Consider the following 15,535-nt stretch of genomic DNA (forward strand, 5'->3'; position numbering starts at 1 on the left):
TTTCCACCCTATATGGCAATTCAGACATGCATGTGCAGTGGCCGACCTGCGAGTGCCCAGTTGGCCTCCGCGATGGACTCGCCCAGGGTGGGGTGTGCATGGACGATCCCGGCGACATCCTCGGGCGTGGCCTGCCAGCCGACGAGCAGCGCGCCCTCGCCGATCAGTTCACCGACGTCGTCGCCGATGAGGTGCACGCCGACGATGGCGCCGTCGGGCTCGCGCACCAGCCGGACCCTGCCACTGTCGCGGACGCCGGGCGCGCGCAGGATGCGGCTGCGGCCGTTGCCGGACAGGGGGTAGTCGACGACCTGCGCGTCAGGCCCCGCCTGCTCGGCGGTCAGGCCGACCGAGGCGACCTGTGGGGTGGAGTAGGTGATGCGGGGGATGTCACGGTCTCGCGGGGGCGTCGGCCGGCTGGCATGCCTGCCCTGTAACTGCGCGATCCGTTCCGCGAGGAACAGGCCGTGCGCATAACCGCGATGGGCCAGTTGGGGGCCGGCCACCAGGTCGCCGGCCGCGAAGATCCCGCGGGCGGAGGTCTGGAAGAACTCATCGACGGCGACGTGCCCGGTGTCCTCGATCCGGACGCCGGCCTCGGCGAGGCGCAGCCCGGCGGTGGCCGGCCTGCGTCCCGCGGCGACCAGCAGGACGTCGGCCCGGACCTGGTCGTCGCGGACCCGGCCACTGACTGTCTCGCCCACTTCGACGTCGGTGAGGGGCGCGCCGAGCCGAACGTCGATCCCGCGGCTCATCAGTTCTGCCTTGAGGATGCTCGAGTGCGCCGGCTCCTCGCCGGGGAGCAGCCGGTCCAGCGCCTCGACGAGCGTGACCTTGACGCCCAGATCCGTCCACAACGACGCGAATTCGACGCCGATGACGCCGCCGCCCAGCACGATGGCCGAGCCGGGCAGCGAAGTGAGGCGGAGGGCGTGGTCGCTGGTGAGGATGCGCTCGCCGTCGACGGGCAGCCCGAGGGTGATGGGGGCCGCGCCGGTGGCCACGACGACCGCCCGTGCCCGATAGTGGGCGTCGCCGACGTCGATGCCAGGGCCCTCGTCGTCCCTCGTGACGACGCCGCGTTCCTGGATGAGGGTGATGCCGCGCGCAGCGATGAGGCCGGCCAGGCCCTTGTGCAGCGGCTTGATGACGCCGTCGACGTAGCGGCGGAGCGCGGGGACGTCGGTGTCGCCGAGGGTGGCGCCGATACCGAAGGCGTCAGCCTTGGCCACGGTGCTGCGCACCTTGGCCGCCTGCAGCCAGGCCTTCGCCGGGATGCAGCCGCGGTGGAGGCAGGTGCCGCCGACCGGGGTGTCGTCGAACAGCGCGACCCTCAGCCCGAGTTGGGCGGCCCGCAGGGCGCAGGCGTAACCGGCGGAGCCGGCACCGAGGATGGCGAGATCGAACGGATGCGTCATGGGGCCAGTCTTCCACGTCCCTGCCGGGTGTTGCCCTGCCGTTACCGCCCACTGGGCATAATGGCAGGCGTGGGATGGTTCGGACGCAAGAAGAAGCAGGCTGAGGTTGCGCGCGACTCGAAGAAGGTCGCTGACGCGCTCTTCGAGCACCTGAGCGCCTTCGTCATCAGCCGCCGCGGCGTCGAGGCGTGGGTGGAGCAACCCACCTCGTTCAACAAGCCGTCGATCCTGCTGGTGGCCGCAGACGGGGAGTCCACCCGTCGCGGCGTGCCCAGCGCGGAGTACGGCTACGCGTTCGCAGAGCAGCACCACATCCCGTGCTACGACGCCGGGGTGGTGCCGTACCCCAAACGGATGCGCGAGTACGGTCTGCGAGCCAAGCAGGCCCGGCGGGCCGCCGACGGTCTGCGCTGAGACCAGCCGGCGCCCGTCACCGGGCGGGGCTGATCAGCCCGCCAACTGCCTGGCGAGCGCCACCAGCGTGCGCACCCCGACGCCCGTGCCGCCCTTCGGCGTGCAGCCGTAGGCCTCTTCCGGGTTCTCGGCCGGACCGGCGATGTCGAGGTGGGCCCACCCCATGCCTTCCGGCACGAAGCGCTCGAGGAAGGCGCCGGCCACCAGCGCCCCGCCCCACCGGTTGGAGGCGCCGGAACGCAGGTCCGCGACGTTGCTCTTCAGCAGTCCGCGCACATACTCGTTCAGCGGCAGCTCCCAGAAGTCCTCGCCGGCGGACTCGGCAGCGTCCAGCACCACGTCGGAGGTCGGCTCACCGTTGGTGATGAGGCCGCCGGTGCGCAGTCCCAGGGCCACCATGCAGGCCCCGGTCAGCGTCGCGACGTCGACGATGAGGTCCGGGGCGTCCTGTGCCGCGCGCCCGATCGCGTCGGCCATCACGAGGCGGCCTTCGGCGTCGGTGTTGTAGTTCTCGACCGTCTGGCCGTCGAACATGGTGATCACGTCGCTGGCGCGGTAGGAGCTGCCCGACGGGAGGTTCTCCGCCAGCGCGGCGTAGGCCGTGACCTTGATCTTCAGCTCCGAGGCGGCGATGGCGTGGAAGGCGGCGATGACGGCCGCAGCGCCGGACATGTCGTACTTCATGCCGGCCATCTGACCGGCCGGCTTGATGTCGAGGCCACCGGAGTCGAACGTGATGCCCTTGCCGACGAGCGCCAGGTGGGCGGTCGCGCCGCGGGGCGCGTAGGACATGCGGACGAGCCGCGGCTTGCGCACCGAACCGCCGCCGACGGCCAGAATGCCGCCGTAGCCGCCCCTTTCCAGGGCCTTCTCGTCGAGGACCTCGACGGCGACCTTCTGGTCCTTCAGGTAGCCGCGCGCCGCCTCCGCGAACGTCTCCGGGTACAGCAGGTTCGGGGGAGTGTTGGTCCAGGTGCGCGCCTGGCACACGGCCTCCGACACGATGGCGGCAGTGGCGACGGCAGCCTTGGCCCCGGCGCTCGTCACAGCCGACACCAGCGTCACCGACTGCACTGCCGATGCTGCAGGCTCCGCGGTGATGGCCCTGAAGCGGTAGGCGCCGAGCAGTGCCCCCTCGCCGGCGGCCTGGATGAGTTCCGGATCCGACAGTTCGAGGGACACGGCGACGGAGAGGTCTGCCACGTCCGGCAGCGCGGCGATGGCGCGCAGGCCGGTGCCGACGGCGTTGCGGACCCCGTCGGGCGTCACGTCGGCGCTGCCGAGGCCCACCACGAAGACCCGGGTACGGTCGACGGCGGGCAGAGCGACGACGCAGCCCTCCTTGGCCGAGGCGCCGAGCGCGCCGGCCATGCCCGTGACCGTGCTGCCGTAGGCCTTCTGATAGGCCTTGTCCAGGGCGGGGAGCAGGCCGACGAGGGCCGGTTCGTCCTGGTTGATGGTCGCCATGCCCAGGAGCACCGCGTCGGTGTGCTTGGGCAGAGAGGTGGACAGGGAGAGATCAGGGCACAGTTCAGTCACGCCCGTCAGCCTAGCCAACGAGCTTGTCGGGTTTGCAGGCTGCTACCTTGTCCCGCATGAAACGTGTCGGGCTCTGGGCCTTCATCGCTGCGGGGGTCATCATCGTGGCGTGGGGGGTCTCCTCCTGGGTGTCGCCGACGATGCTGTGCCGCGGCGTCGAGATGGGGCCGGGGGACGTGTGCCACTACTCCAGCCGGACCGACGAGCGCACGAGCCGGGTGCAGACCTACGAGGACAGGGTTGCCGAGGCGCGCAGCCAGGTGCCGTTCGCCGTCGCCACGGGGTTGGGGATGGCCGTTTTCGGTGGCTGGCTGCTGCGCCAGGACCTGAAAGCCGCCACCGACAAGAATGCCGTCAGGGATTGAGCGACATGGGGCCGTACACGAGGCGGTCCTCCTCGTAGAGGCTCACCTCTGACACGCCCTGCTCCAGCAGGTCGTCGAAGAACAGGGTCAGCCACGCCTCTGCCGCCGCCTGGTCCTCGAAGGTCTTGGCCAGGTCTGCGGCTGCGAGGTCTGATTCGGCATAGGTGCCGGACGTGGGTTGCCAGCGGTAGCTCATCTGGGCACCGGCTCAGATGGCGTCGCCGCGCTTGACGCGCGGGCCTGGCTGGCGGAAGCGGCGGATCATCAGCGACCGGTTGAACATGTAGACCAGCAGGCCGCGCTTCGGCTCGCCCGGGTGGCGCTCCGCCAACAGCTTCTTGAAGCCGCGCCACATGATGGCCACGTTGATGATGGTGATGGCGAGCAGCACCCAGAGGCCCATCGCGATGTAGCTGGACAGCACCGGGTTCTGCATCGTGATCATCACACCGGCCATCACCAGGATCATGGCTGGCAGCATGAACTCGGCCACGGTCCAGCGGGTGTCGACGTAGTCGCGGACCAACTGGCGCGCGGGCGAATTCTCCGTCCGCTCCCACGCCTCCATCCGGCTCTCCTGGCGGGCGCGGGCATCCGCCTTGCGCTGCTGCTTGGGGGAGAGAGTGGGGTGGAGCCGCTCCATGCGGGCCGCCTCGGCCTGACGGCGGCTGAGGGTGGCACCCTCCTTCTTGCGCGTGACCCTGATCTTCTCGGCCGGGGTCTCGACGGCGGGCGCGGCCTGCGTCGTCTGCGGCGCCTTCGCGGACTTCTCGGCCTTCGCCGCGGCCTTGGCGCCCTTCGGGGTCAGCGTCGCCATGCGGTCCGTCGACGTCGATTGCTTGCGCTCGTAGGGGCGGAAGAGGGCCACGGTGGGGAGTCCTTCTGATCGGAGGGGTCGGCAGCCATCATACCGGGCCGCGCGCGGGGTTCAGGGTCAGCTCAGGGGGCCGTAGGGCTGTCCTGCCACCGGATGCGCGCTAACCTCAAGGTTGAACACCGCACGTTCCTGGAAGGACACCTCGTGGCCAGCATTTTTGAACGCATCGCTCTGGTCTTCAAATCGAAGGCCAATAAGGCGCTCGACAAGTACGAAGACCCTCGCGAGACGCTCGACTACTCGTACCAGAAGCAACTCGAACTCCTGCAGAACGTGCGCCGTGGCGTCGCTGATGTGGCCACCAGCCGCAAGCGGGTCGAGCTGCAGGCCGCGAAGATGAACTCCGAGGTGGAGCGGCTCCAGTCGGCCGCCCAGCGTGCGCTCGAGGCGAACCGCGAGGACCTGGCCCGCGAGGCGCTGACCCGCAAGGCCGGTCTCCAGTCGCAGCTCGAAGACCTCCAGGCGCAGCACGCGCAGCTGCAGGGTGAAGAGGAGAAGCTGGTGCGCGCCAGCTCCCGCCTGCAGGCCAAGGTCGACGCGTTCCGCACGCGCAAGGAGACCATCAAGGCCACCTACTCGGCCGCCGAGGCGCAGACCCGCATCAACGAGGCCTTCACCGGCATCTCGGAGGAGATGAGCGACATCGGCCTGGCCATCCAGCGCGCCGAGGACAAGACCCTCCAGCTGCAGGCCCGTGCGTCCGCCGTCGACGAACTGCTGGCCACCGGTGCGCTCGACGACCCCACCGGCACCGTGCGCGACGACATCACCCGCGAGCTCGATGCCCTGGCCGCGGATTCGTCGGTCGAGGGTGAGCTGGCCCGGATGAAGGCCGAACTCACCGGCGGGCCCGCCGCGCGGCCCGAGCTGAACTCCGGCCCCCAGGGAGCAACCCCGCAGGCCACGCCGGACGTGTACGAGGCCGGCCAGGGAGGGGACCGGGCATGATCGTGCGCATCATGGGTCAGGGCCAGTGGGTGTTGGAACCTGAGCACCTCATTGAACTCAACGAACTCGACCGTCAACTGGAGGATGCCGTCGCCGCCGAAGACCAGGCTGCGCTCGAGACCGCGCTCATTGCACTCAGCGAGGGCGTGCGCAGGCTCGGCGTCGAGGTGCCCGACGACGTGATCGTCGAATCAGACCTCGTGCTGCCGGACACAGATTCCAGCCTCGAAGAGGTGCGGGCGTTGCTCGATTCCACCAGCGAGTACTACGGCATCCTCCCGGACGCCGAAGGCGAGCTGGTGGAGGGCGACGAGGAGTCCTCCGTCCTGTGAGGGTGGTCGTCGCCGCGGACTCGATCGCCGGGCTCACGCCACGCGTCGCGTCGGAAACCATCGCGGTCGGTTTCGCGGCCAAGGGGGCCGAGGTCGCCGTCGTGCCCCTCGGGGTCGACGGCGAGGCCCTCGCCGAGGCGGCCTCGATCGCGGCTCCCGAGGCACTGTTCATCTCGGCTCACTTCACGACCGACGTAGTGGAGGCCTTGTCGCGCCCGGGCGCGGAGGCCGACGTGGTGGTGGACCTCACCGACTGCGAGGTCGACGACCTCGGCGCCGCCATCCTGGCGCGCTTCGCCGACGACCCGGTGGAGGGGCTCATCGCGGCCCGGGCCGCCTGGGTCGGCAGGCAACTGGTCGCGCTGGTGCCCGCAGACCAGGTGAGCCGGCCGCTGACCGGTCTGGAAGGTCACGCATCGACGGCCCTGCGTTCTGCCGGCGCCACGCTGCAGGAGGTCCTCACCTTCGACGCGCGCGCCGAGAGGTGGCTGGCTGAGCTCGGCCTGGAACAGGGCCCGGGTGCCGGCGCGGCCGGGGGTGTGGGGCTCATCGTCACCGCCCTCGGGGGCCGCGTCCTGGACCCGCTCTCCTGGCTGGCCGAACGCTACGGTCTCGCGGGCACGGTGGCGCAGGCAGACCTGGTGGTCACCGGGGCCGAACTGATGGAGTTCCACGCCGTCGGTGGCCCCGTTGTGAAGAAGGTCGTCAGCTGGGCGGAGGAGCAGTTGCGCCCGGCCATCGCCATTGCGGGCCGCAACTACGTCTCGTCGCGTGAACTGCGGATCGCCGGGCTCGAAACCGCCCATGCGCTGCGCGAAGGTGCGGCCGAGGACGAGTCGACGCCGGAGGAGCTCGCGGCCGCCGCGAGCCGGCTCGCCGCCTCCTGGGCCTGGTAGTTCGCCGGAGGCGAATCCCGGGGGCGGACGGTCCTCTGGGGTTTCCGGCAAGTCCGGCGTAGAATCGGCGAGGACTCACTTAACCCAACCACTTGGAGAAACAGCCGTGACCGATACTCAGACCACTCAGGGCGTTGTCCTCACCGATGTCGCCGTGCAGAAGGTTCGCGCCCTACTCGACGCTGAGGGCCGCGATGACCTCTCGCTGCGGATCGCCGTGCAGCCCGGTGGCTGCTCCGGCCTCCGCTACCAGCTCTACTTCGACGACCGCTCGCTCGACGGCGACGTGGCCACCGACTACGACGGCGTCACCGTCGTCACCGACAAGATGAGCGCCCCCTACCTGGGCGGTGCGAGCATCGACTTCATGGACTCGATCGAGAAGCAGGGCTTCACGATCGACAACCCCAACGCCGGCGGCTCGTGCGCCTGCGGCGACTCGTTCCACTGAGCCTCGCATATACCAGTCGCGCGCGAGTCGCGCGATTCTACGCCACCCCGCTGGAGACGCATCACCCGGGGTGGCTTTTATGCGTTAAGGTGGCTGCAGCAGTGCAGGTCCCGGCTCTCCCGACGGGGGACAGGGGCCCGAAAAGGTAGAACGGAAGGGCAACTTGTGAGTGGCAAAACTGCGCCGTCGAGACGATGGGTCCGAGGGGCCCTGGCAGCTGGGCTTCCCGTGGCGCTGGTCGCCCTGACCGCATGCTCTGAAGGCGCCGCGCGCCTGGGCCTGCCGGAGGCCGCAACGGAGCAGGCCCCCCACGTCGGCAACCTGTGGCTCGGAGCGTGGATCGCGTCGTTCGCCGTCGGCGGCATCGTCTGGGGCCTGATCATCTGGGCGATCATCCGGTACCGCCGCCGTGAGGGCGACGCCCCGGCTCCCCGCCAGACCACCTACCACCTGCCGCTGGAACTGCTGTACACGTTGGTGCCGTTCCTGATCGTCGGCGTGCTGTTCTTCTACACGATCAAGGCGCAGGACGCGATGGTCGAGCAGGAGACCGAGCCGGACGTCGTGATCAACGTCATCGGGCAGAAATGGTCCTGGACCTTCAACTACATGGAGGAGGGTAACCCCGACGTCGGCGTTGCCCACGAGATCGGCACCCTGGAGAGAATCCCGGACCTGTACCTCCCCGTCAACAAGCGGGTGCGGTTCAACCTCAACTCGGCAGACGTCATCCACTCGTTCTGGGTCCCCTCGTTCTATTTCAAGTTGGACGTCATCCCCGGCCATCTCAACTCTTTCGACGCCACGCCGAACAAGCTCGGCACCTACGACGGCAAGTGCGCCGAGCTGTGCGGCGAGTTCCACTCGCTGATGTTGTTCAAGGTGCACGTTGTCTCCGAAGAGGAGTACGAAGCCAAGATTCGTGAACTGGCGGAGAGCGGTAACGCCGGTGAGCGCAAGCTCGAACCAGCCAAGCAGGCGGTCCTCCAGACCACCGCACCTGAGGAGCAGAAGTGAGTAGCTTCACAGTCACCCAACGCACCACCGTCACCGACGCGGCGCAGGCGCCCGTCGGGGTGGAGTCGCACCGCCTCGGTGCTCGCGTCATGAAGTACCTGACCACGACCGATCACAAGGTCATCGGCAACATGTACTTCGTCACGGCGTTCATCTTCTTCATGATCGGCGGCGTGCTCGCCCTCGGCATCCGTGCCGAGTTGGCCAGCCCCGGCATGGACTACATGAACTACGAGACCTTCAACCAGTTCTTCACCATGCACGGCACGATCATGCTGCTGATGTTCGCCACCCCCATGTTCTCCGGGTTCGCCAACGCCATCCTGCCGCTGCAACTCGGGGCCCCCGACGTGGCCTTCCCTCGCATGAACGGTTACGCCTTCTGGCTGTACGTGTTCGGCGCCGTGATGGCCTGCACGGGCTTCGTGATGCCCGGTGGCGCGGCCAGCTTCGGTTGGTTCGCCTACGCGCCGTTGTCGAACTCGATCCACTCGCCCGGCATGGGCCACGACCTCTGGATCATGGGCCTCTACCTGCTGGGTCTCTCGTCGATCCTGGGCGCGGTGAACTTCATCACCACCGTCATCACCATGCGCGCGCCCGGTCTCACCATGTTCCGCATGCCGATCTTCTCCTGGAACATCCTGGTCACCTCCATCATGGTGCTGATCGCGTTCCCGGTGCTCGCCGTCGGCCTCCTCGTGCTCGAGTCGGACCGTGTGCTGGGCTCGCACGTGCTCGACCCGTCGTCGGGTGGACCCATCCTGTGGCAGCACCTGTTCTGGTTCTTCGGTCACCCAGAGGTCTACATCATCGCCCTGCCGTTCTTCGGCGTGATCACGGAGGTGCTCAGCGCCTTCAGCCGCAAGCCGGTCTTCGGCTACTACGGGCTCGTGTTCGCCACGCTGGCGATCGGCGCGCTCTCGGTGTCCGTCTGGGCCCACCACATGTTCGCCACCGGCGCGGTGAACCTCCCGTTCTTCGCCTTCATGACGTTCCTCATCGCCGTGCCCACGGGCGTGAAGTTCTTCAACTGGGTGGGCACGATCTGGCGAGGATCGTTGACATTGAACACGTCGATGTCCTTCGCCATCGGGTTCCTCGTCACGTTCCTCTTCGGCGGCCTGACCGGCATCATCCTGGCTTCTCCCGCACTGGACTTCCAGGTCACGGACACCTATTTCGTCGTGGCCCACTTCCACTACGTGCTGTTCGGCACCGTCGTGTTCGCGATGTTCGCCGGCTTCTACTACTGGTGGCCGAAGTTCACCGGCAGAATTCTCAACGAGACCTGGGGCAAGATCCACTTCTGGACCCTCTTCGTCGGCTTCCACACCACGTTCCTCGTGCAGCACTGGCTGGGTGTCGGCGGCATGCAGCGGCGCATCGCGGACTACGGCGCCTGGGAGGGCTTCACCTTCCTGAACCAGCTGTCGACGTTCGGCGCGTTCCTGCTCGGTGTCTCGATGCTGCCGTTCCTCTGGAATGTGTGGATCACGCGCAAGGCGCCGCTGGTCAACGTCAACGACCCGTGGGGCTGGGGCCGCTCGCTCGAGTGGGCCACCTCCTGCCCGCCGCCCCGTCACAACTTCGACTCGCTGCCCCGCGTGCGGTCCAACAGCCCCGCGCTGGATGCGGCCCGTCCGGAGCTGGCAGCGCGCCACCACGATGACCCGGGCGAACTGCTCGACGACGACACGCACGATCCCGAGCTGGAAGGTTCCGCCAAGTGAAGCCCGAGAAGTACTCTTTCTGGTTCATCTTCGTCTTCTTCGCGATCGTCACGCCCATCTACTGGTTCGTGTCGGGTGAGATCGCGGGCACGTTCGTGCTGGGGGCCACCGGGTTCCTCGGCGGCTTCATCGCCGCCTTCCTGACGCTCCAGGCGCGCAACTTCGACGCCCGCCCGGAGGACCGTGAGGATGCCGACGTCATCGAGGGCGCCGGCGACATGGGCTTCTTCGCCCCCAAGTCGATCTGGCCCTTCTGGGCCGCGGTCGTCACGGCCGGCATCTGCCTCGGCCCCGCACTGCACCAGGCCTGGATCACGATCCTGTTCCTCGGGCTGGGTATCTGGGCCACGTCCGGTTGGGTTCTCGAGTTCTACCGCGGCGACTACAAGCACTGAGCCCCGCGCCCCTGAAACGACGAGAAAGCCCGCCCCCTGCTGGGGGCGGGCTTCGTGCTTGTGCCCGGGGAAGAGCCTCAGGCGGCTTGGCGCCGGAGGGCGTCCTTCCAGGACAGGACGGAGCCGGTCTGCATCAGGGCCCGGCGGTAGATCTTCGAGCCGAGCCAGATGCACAGCGCCATGAACGCCACGGCCACGACCATCGCCAGACCAGCGTCGAGCCAGGTGGACTCCCCGCTGAGGAGGCGGCCGGGCATCGATACGGTGGAGGCGATCGGCACGTAGCTGAGGACGTGCGCCACGTCGCCACGTGCGAGGAAGCCGGCCATGTAGACCAGCATCACGATCGTCATCAGGGGCGTGGTGGTCTGGTTGAGGTCCTGATGGCGGGTCGCCATGGCGCCGGCAGCGGCCCACAGGCACGCCAACGACGCGAAGCCAACCAGGAAGAACAGGACGAACCAGCCGACGACGGGCGTGACGAGGCCCACCATGCTGCTCCATTCGGACAGCGAGAGGCCGACGAGGGCCGTGGCGGCGATCAACACCACCTGGGCCAGCGCCATGATCGTGCTGCCCACCACCTTGCCGAGGAGCAGCTGCCGGGTGGGGATGGCGGCGGCGAGGATCTCGACAATGCGCGACTCTTTCTCCGTGACCACCGAGTTGGCGATCTGCATGCCGAACGTCATTGCCGACATCATGAAGAGCAGGGCGAAGGCGATGGTGGAGATGATGACGGCCATCCCCTGGCCCTCCTCGTCTTCCATCGTCACGAGTTCGAGCTCGGTGCCCGCGCTGATCGCGGCCAGATCCAGGTTGTGCTCGGCGGCGTTGACGCCCATCTGGTAGTCAGCGACGGCGGCGCGGAGATCCGGTGCCTCGAAGAGGTCCTTGACGGTGAGCTGCCAGCCGTCGGCCTCCGAATGGGTCAGCGCGGCCGAGGCATCGCCCTCCTCGACGGTGGCCATGACATCGGCCTCCGGCACGCGCAGGGCGGTGTAGTTGCCGCTTCCCTCCTCCTGCGCCATCGCCACGACGGTGGCAGCGGCGTCGGAGGACACGGCCACCTTGGTCTCGGAGGAATCGCCCCCGAGCAACCCGCCGAAGATGAAGCCGAGTGCGATGAGGGCGATGGTGGTGAGCGTGCCGATCCAGAAAGCGCGGTCCGTCAGCTGCACCAGGATCTCGCGCTTGGCGACGATGATCCAGGGTGAGGTGCGGGTGCGGGGGGTGTCGGTCATCGGGAAACCTCTCGGTAGTACTCGCTGAGGGGCCGCACGATCGGCCCGAAGGAATGGACGCTCCCCCTGCTGATGGCCTCAGCGAGCACGCGCTGGGCCACGCTGTCGTCGGCGAAGGCAACCTCCGCCTGCGGGCCGTCGAGGTCGATGACGGTGACGCCGCCCTCGTGGCGGAGCCAGCCCAGGTCCGCGCCGGCCAGGATCCGATGGTGCTTCGGCCCGGCCGAACGCAGCGCCTCCACGCTGCCGGAGGCGATCACCTCTCCCTTGCGCAGGATCACGATCTGGTGGCACAACCGCTCCACCAGTTCGAGCTGGTGCGACGAGAACAGCACCGGCACGCCGCGCTTGGTGAACTCAGTGAGGAGCGCGAACATCTCGTCGACCGCCTCAGGGTCCAGGCCGCTGAACGGCTCGTCCAGCACGAGGGCCTTGGGTGAGGCGATCACGGCGCCCGCGATCTGGACCCGCTGCTGATTGCCCAGCGACAGCTTCTCCAGCTTGTCGCCGGTCCTCTCGCCGAGGTTGAACCGCTCCAGCAGTTGCCGGGCGGCGGCCTTTGCGTCGGCGGCCGTCATGCCGTGGAGCTCCCCGAGGTAGGCGAGCTGCCCGAGGATGGGTTGCTTGGGGTAGAGCCCACGCTCTTCGGGCATGTAGCCGAACTGCGCGCGGTCGTCGGCGGTGATGGGGTGGCCATCCCACATGACCTCGCCGGAGGTGGGGGATAGCACCCCCATGATGATGCGCATGGTGGTGGTCTTGCCGGCGCCGTTGCCCCCGACGAAGCCGGTGAACCGGCCGTCGGGGACGCTGAACGACACGTTGTTCAGGGCCGTGAGATCACCGAATGTTCGGGTGACAGAGTGGATTTCGAGCATGGCACCAGCCTGCCGGATGTCCGGTTGTCAGGACATCGCCCGCGCGGCCACATCTTCGTCGGCAGCCCTCATCCCTTCGGATGAGATCGGGTCAGGCCATGCTCGAACGCGAAGATGACGGCCTGCACCCGGTCCCGCACGCCGAGCTTGGCGAGGCAGCTGGAGACGTGGCTCTTCACGGTGGCCTCGCTCACATACAGGTCGCGCGCGATCTCCGCGTTGCTCAGCCCCTGCGCCAAGGCGGCCAGCACATCCAGCTCCCGTTGGGTCAACCGCGCGACGGCAGGATGGGGTTCGGTGAGGTGGTGCACGACCTGCACGGCCTGCTCGATGACGCGGCGGGTGACCTCCGGCGCGAGCAGCGCCCCGCCGTCGGCGACGGTGCGGATGGCCTCCAGCAGGCGCTCAGGTTCGCAGTTCTTGAGCAGGAACCCGGCGGCCCCCGCGTCGAGGGCCTCGAACAGGTAGTCGTCGCGGTCGAAGGTGGTCAGGATGATCACCTGGGTGTCGCCCGCGGCGCGCACGGCGCGGGTGGCCTCGAGCCCGTTCATCCGCGGCATCTCGATGTCCATCAACATGACATGTGGGGAGGTGGCGGTGGCCAGCTCGACGGCGGCCTGCCCATCGGCCGCCTGCCCGACGAGTTCGAGGTCGTCCTCCACGCTCAGCATCAGGGAGAAGGCGCGGCGCACGAGCGCCTGGTCGTCGACGAGTGCGACTCGGATCATGGTGGTGATCAAACCCTTCGTGGGAGGACGGCGTGGACGCGGTAGCCACGGGTGGCCCGGGGGCCGATGTCGATCGTGCCGCCCAGGGCGGCGATCCGCTCGCGCATGCCGACGTGGCCGAGGCCCGAGCCGGCGGTGCAGTGCACGGGCATCCCGTCGTCGGTGATCTCGACTTCAGTGGTGTCGCCGAGCCGGACCACCACGCGGGCGTGGTCCGCCGTCGAATGCCGACGGACGTTGGTGAGGGCCTCCTGTGCGATGCGCAGGAGGGCGCCGCTCTGGGTGGTGGTGAGCTCGGCGGCCCGCGAGGGGTCGCCGACGAGTTCGTAGCTCACGTCGAGACCCTCGCCCGAGGCCTCCTCACACAGCGCCTCGAGGGCCTCCAGGGAGCTGCCGGCCCCCGCGGTGGGAGAGACGTCGCGGAGCGAGCCCAGCAGGGTGCGCAGCTCCGAAACGGCGCTGCGGGACATCTCCTCGACCTCGACGAGCGCCTCGGCGGCCAACTCCGGCTTGGCGTCCATCGCCCGGCGGGCAGCGGCGGTCTGGATACCGATCAGCGAGATGTGGTGCGCGACCGAATCGTGCAGGTCACGGGCGATCCGCAGCCGTTCCGCCAGCACCGCCTGGTCGGCAAGTTGATGTGCCTGCTGCGTGACCAGCGCCTTGGACTCATCCAGGTCGTGGGCGTCGCGGGCCTGCCGCCAGGCATTGCGGCCCAACCACATGGCGCCGCCGAAGTACGCAGCGTTGATCAGCAGGGTGGCCGCGTAATACCACGCCGTCGGATGGAACTCGGCTGGACTGATGGAGCGGTTGTAGCTGTCGTCCACGATCAGCCACACCGTCATGGCCAAGACCACGGCGCCGGCGGCGAGCGCGAGGGTGTCGCGGCGCTTCGCATAGGCCAGCGCGGTGTAGATGCCGAGGAAGTAGACGATCTGCATGCTCGGGGTGCTGGACACGACCGGCCACAGGCTGCCCACGACGATGAAATGCACGCCGGTGAGCAGCAGCATGACCGTGATCGGGAAGACCCGCCGGTACGCGAGCAACACCCCCGCCAGCGCGATGGCGCCCAGCGACGGCCACACGTCGACGTGGTCCTTGATGTCGTCGATCTCTGAGTACACCATCACCGTGGCCATCGAGATGATGCAGAGCAGCGAGGCCACGGCTATGTCGCCGAACGCGGGCCGCGTGGGGGAGGGCCTGACGTAGTCCTCATCCATGCCGAAGAATGCCCGGATCGCGTCAACCATGTCCAGCAGTCTAGGGCTGGGGCCCGGGGGCGACGGGTAACGTGGCTTCATGAGCAACACCGAGACCTCTCCCCAACTGCTGGGCTGCGGGCACGAGGACCACGGACCCACCGAGATCCAGCAACTCCAGCCCCGGATGGTGAGCCTGGGCGAGGGCCCCAGCGCCATGACGGTGCGACGCACCATCCCTCAACTCGAACGCTCGTTCGTCGGCGCGTGGTGTTTCGCGGACCACTACGGCCCCAACCTGGTGGAGGCCACCTGCGGCATGGACGTGGCCCCCCATCCGCACACCTCGCTGCAGACGGTGAGCTGGCTGTTCGACGGCGAGATCGAGCATCGCGACTCGGGCGGCGTCCATGACCTGGTGCGGCCCGGCGAGGTGAACCTGATGACGTCCGGGCACGGCATCTCGCACTCCGAGGTGTCGACCCCCAAAACGGAGTTCCTGCACGGTGTGCAGTTGTGGGTGGTTCTTCCGGAGCACGCCAAGGACACGCACCGTGGTTTCCAGCACCACCGCCCGGAACTCCTCGACATCCCCGGCGGCACGGCCAAGGTGATGGTGGGTTCGCTGGTGGGCGACGCGTCGCCCATCTCCACGGAGACGCCGCTGCTCGGTGCGGAGATCATCCTGCGTCCGGGCGCCGACTGGGAGTTCGAGGTGGACCGCTCGTTCGAGCACGGTGTGCTGGTGGATTCGGGCGTGGTGGAGATGGACGGCGTGGAGATCAACAAGGACGTCATGGGCGTCCGCGACGCCGGCCTGAACCACCTCCGGCTGTCGAACCCGAGCGACAAGCCGGCGCGCGTGATGCTGCTGGGTGGCACCCCGTTCGAGGAGGGGATCGTCATGTGGTGGAACTTCATCGGGCGCAGCCACGAGGAGATCGTCGAGTTGCGCGACGCCTGGCAGCGCGACGACGACCGCTTCGGCGGGGTCCGCGGTTACCGCGGCGCCCTACGGAAGTTGGAGGCACCGCCCCTGCCGGACATCCGCCTCAAGCCGCGCTTCCGCCGTCGTCAGCGCTGACGCCCCGT

Annotated in this window: 18 protein-coding genes; 10 read left to right on the forward strand and 8 right to left on the reverse strand. The window is 68.4% G+C overall.

What is annotated here, in order from left to right; genetic code table 11:
• Positions 1-20: 20 nt before the first annotated feature.
• On the reverse strand, positions 21-1,418 hold the full coding sequence (locus H5393_RS03140; protein WP_182765448.1) for a dihydrolipoyl dehydrogenase: 1,398 nt from the start codon (positions 1,416-1,418) through the stop codon (positions 21-23).
• 69 nt (positions 1,419-1,487) lie between these two features.
• Between H5393_RS03140 and H5393_RS03145 the strand changes: the two genes are divergently transcribed.
• Positions 1,488-1,832, forward strand: coding sequence for a hypothetical protein (locus H5393_RS03145; protein WP_076058160.1), 345 nt, complete (start codon positions 1,488-1,490; stop codon positions 1,830-1,832).
• Positions 1,833-1,865: 33 nt separating this feature from the next.
• On the opposite strand, the gene H5393_RS03150 is transcribed toward H5393_RS03145, so the two are convergent.
• Complete coding sequence (locus H5393_RS03150) at positions 1,866-3,371, reverse strand: leucyl aminopeptidase (protein ID WP_245243945.1); 1,506 nt, start codon at positions 3,369-3,371, stop codon at positions 1,866-1,868.
• Between the two features lie 56 nt (positions 3,372-3,427).
• Between H5393_RS03150 and H5393_RS03155 the strand changes: the two genes are divergently transcribed.
• Positions 3,428-3,736, forward strand: coding sequence for a hypothetical protein (locus H5393_RS03155; RefSeq protein WP_182763720.1), 309 nt, complete (start codon positions 3,428-3,430; stop codon positions 3,734-3,736).
• Here the strand turns inward: H5393_RS03155 and H5393_RS03160 are convergent.
• Together H5393_RS03160 and H5393_RS03165 are read right to left on the reverse strand one after the other, a co-directional pair.
• Positions 3,726-3,932, reverse strand: coding sequence for a hypothetical protein (locus H5393_RS03160; protein ID WP_182765449.1), 207 nt, complete (start codon positions 3,930-3,932; stop codon positions 3,726-3,728). The two genes, H5393_RS03155 and H5393_RS03160, sit on opposite strands and share 11 nt — an antisense overlap.
• 12 nt (positions 3,933-3,944) lie before the next feature.
• On the reverse strand, positions 3,945-4,604 hold the full coding sequence (locus H5393_RS03165) for a DUF3043 domain-containing protein (RefSeq protein WP_182763718.1): 660 nt from the start codon (positions 4,602-4,604) through the stop codon (positions 3,945-3,947).
• 153 nt (positions 4,605-4,757) lie between these two features.
• Here H5393_RS03165 and H5393_RS03170 point away from each other — a divergent pair, with 153 nt between their 5' ends.
• The 7 genes from H5393_RS03170 (at position 4,758) to H5393_RS03200 (ending at position 10,385) form a co-directional block, all read left to right on the forward strand.
• Positions 4,758-5,561: a PspA/IM30 family protein gene (locus H5393_RS03170; protein WP_182765450.1), complete on the forward strand. Its 804-nt coding sequence runs from the start codon at positions 4,758-4,760 to the stop codon at positions 5,559-5,561.
• Positions 5,558-5,893, forward strand: coding sequence for a hypothetical protein (locus H5393_RS03175; protein WP_182765451.1), 336 nt, complete (start codon positions 5,558-5,560; stop codon positions 5,891-5,893). Before H5393_RS03170 ends, H5393_RS03175 begins: the two co-directional genes overlap by 4 nt.
• The gene (locus tag H5393_RS03180; RefSeq protein WP_182765452.1) at positions 5,890-6,789 is read left to right on the forward strand and encodes a glycerate kinase; all 900 of its coding nucleotides are present in this window, start codon (positions 5,890-5,892) and stop codon (positions 6,787-6,789) included. Before H5393_RS03175 ends, H5393_RS03180 begins: the two co-directional genes overlap by 4 nt.
• A gap of 106 nt (positions 6,790-6,895) precedes the next feature.
• Positions 6,896-7,240, forward strand: a complete 345-nt coding sequence (locus H5393_RS03185) for an iron-sulfur cluster assembly accessory protein (RefSeq protein WP_076058174.1) — start codon at positions 6,896-6,898, stop codon at positions 7,238-7,240.
• Between the two features lie 279 nt (positions 7,241-7,519).
• Positions 7,520-8,257, forward strand: a complete 738-nt coding sequence (gene coxB / locus H5393_RS03190) for a cytochrome c oxidase subunit II (RefSeq protein WP_182764224.1) — start codon at positions 7,520-7,522, stop codon at positions 8,255-8,257.
• A gap of 89 nt (positions 8,258-8,346) precedes the next feature.
• Complete coding sequence (gene ctaD / locus H5393_RS03195) at positions 8,347-9,990, forward strand: cytochrome c oxidase subunit I (RefSeq protein ID WP_182764223.1); 1,644 nt, start codon at positions 8,347-8,349, stop codon at positions 9,988-9,990.
• Positions 9,987-10,385: a cytochrome c oxidase subunit 4 gene (locus H5393_RS03200; RefSeq protein ID WP_182763714.1), complete on the forward strand. Its 399-nt coding sequence runs from the start codon at positions 9,987-9,989 to the stop codon at positions 10,383-10,385. Before ctaD ends, H5393_RS03200 begins: the two co-directional genes overlap by 4 nt.
• Before the next feature lie 77 nt (positions 10,386-10,462).
• Here the strand turns inward: H5393_RS03200 and H5393_RS03205 are convergent, their stop codons facing one another.
• From H5393_RS03205 to H5393_RS03220, 4 genes are all read right to left on the reverse strand, one after another.
• The gene (locus H5393_RS03205; RefSeq protein ID WP_182763713.1) at positions 10,463-11,629 is read right to left on the reverse strand and encodes an ABC transporter permease; all 1,167 of its coding nucleotides are present in this window, start codon (positions 11,627-11,629) and stop codon (positions 10,463-10,465) included.
• On the reverse strand, positions 11,626-12,507 hold the full coding sequence (locus tag H5393_RS03210; RefSeq protein WP_182765453.1) for an ABC transporter ATP-binding protein: 882 nt from the start codon (positions 12,505-12,507) through the stop codon (positions 11,626-11,628). Before H5393_RS03210 ends, H5393_RS03205 begins: the two co-directional genes overlap by 4 nt.
• A gap of 68 nt (positions 12,508-12,575) precedes the next feature.
• Positions 12,576-13,235, reverse strand: coding sequence for a response regulator transcription factor (locus tag H5393_RS03215; RefSeq protein WP_182763711.1), 660 nt, complete (start codon positions 13,233-13,235; stop codon positions 12,576-12,578).
• Positions 13,236-13,243: 8 nt separating this feature from the next.
• Positions 13,244-14,494 (reverse strand): sensor histidine kinase, encoded by a 1,251-nt coding sequence (locus H5393_RS03220; RefSeq protein WP_182765454.1) that lies wholly within the window; start codon positions 14,492-14,494, stop codon positions 13,244-13,246.
• Between the two features lie 49 nt (positions 14,495-14,543).
• Here H5393_RS03220 and H5393_RS03225 point away from each other — a divergent pair, with 49 nt between their 5' ends.
• Positions 14,544-15,527 carry a pirin family protein gene (locus tag H5393_RS03225; RefSeq protein WP_182765455.1) on the forward strand — a complete coding sequence of 328 codons (984 nt, stop codon included), beginning with the start codon at positions 14,544-14,546 and terminating at the stop codon, positions 15,525-15,527.
• The last annotated feature ends 8 nt before the right edge of the window (positions 15,528-15,535 follow it).

The organism is Tessaracoccus sp. MC1756 (assembly GCF_014164735.1).
In the GTDB taxonomy this organism is placed as follows: Bacteria; Actinomycetota; Actinomycetes; order Propionibacteriales; family Propionibacteriaceae; genus Arachnia.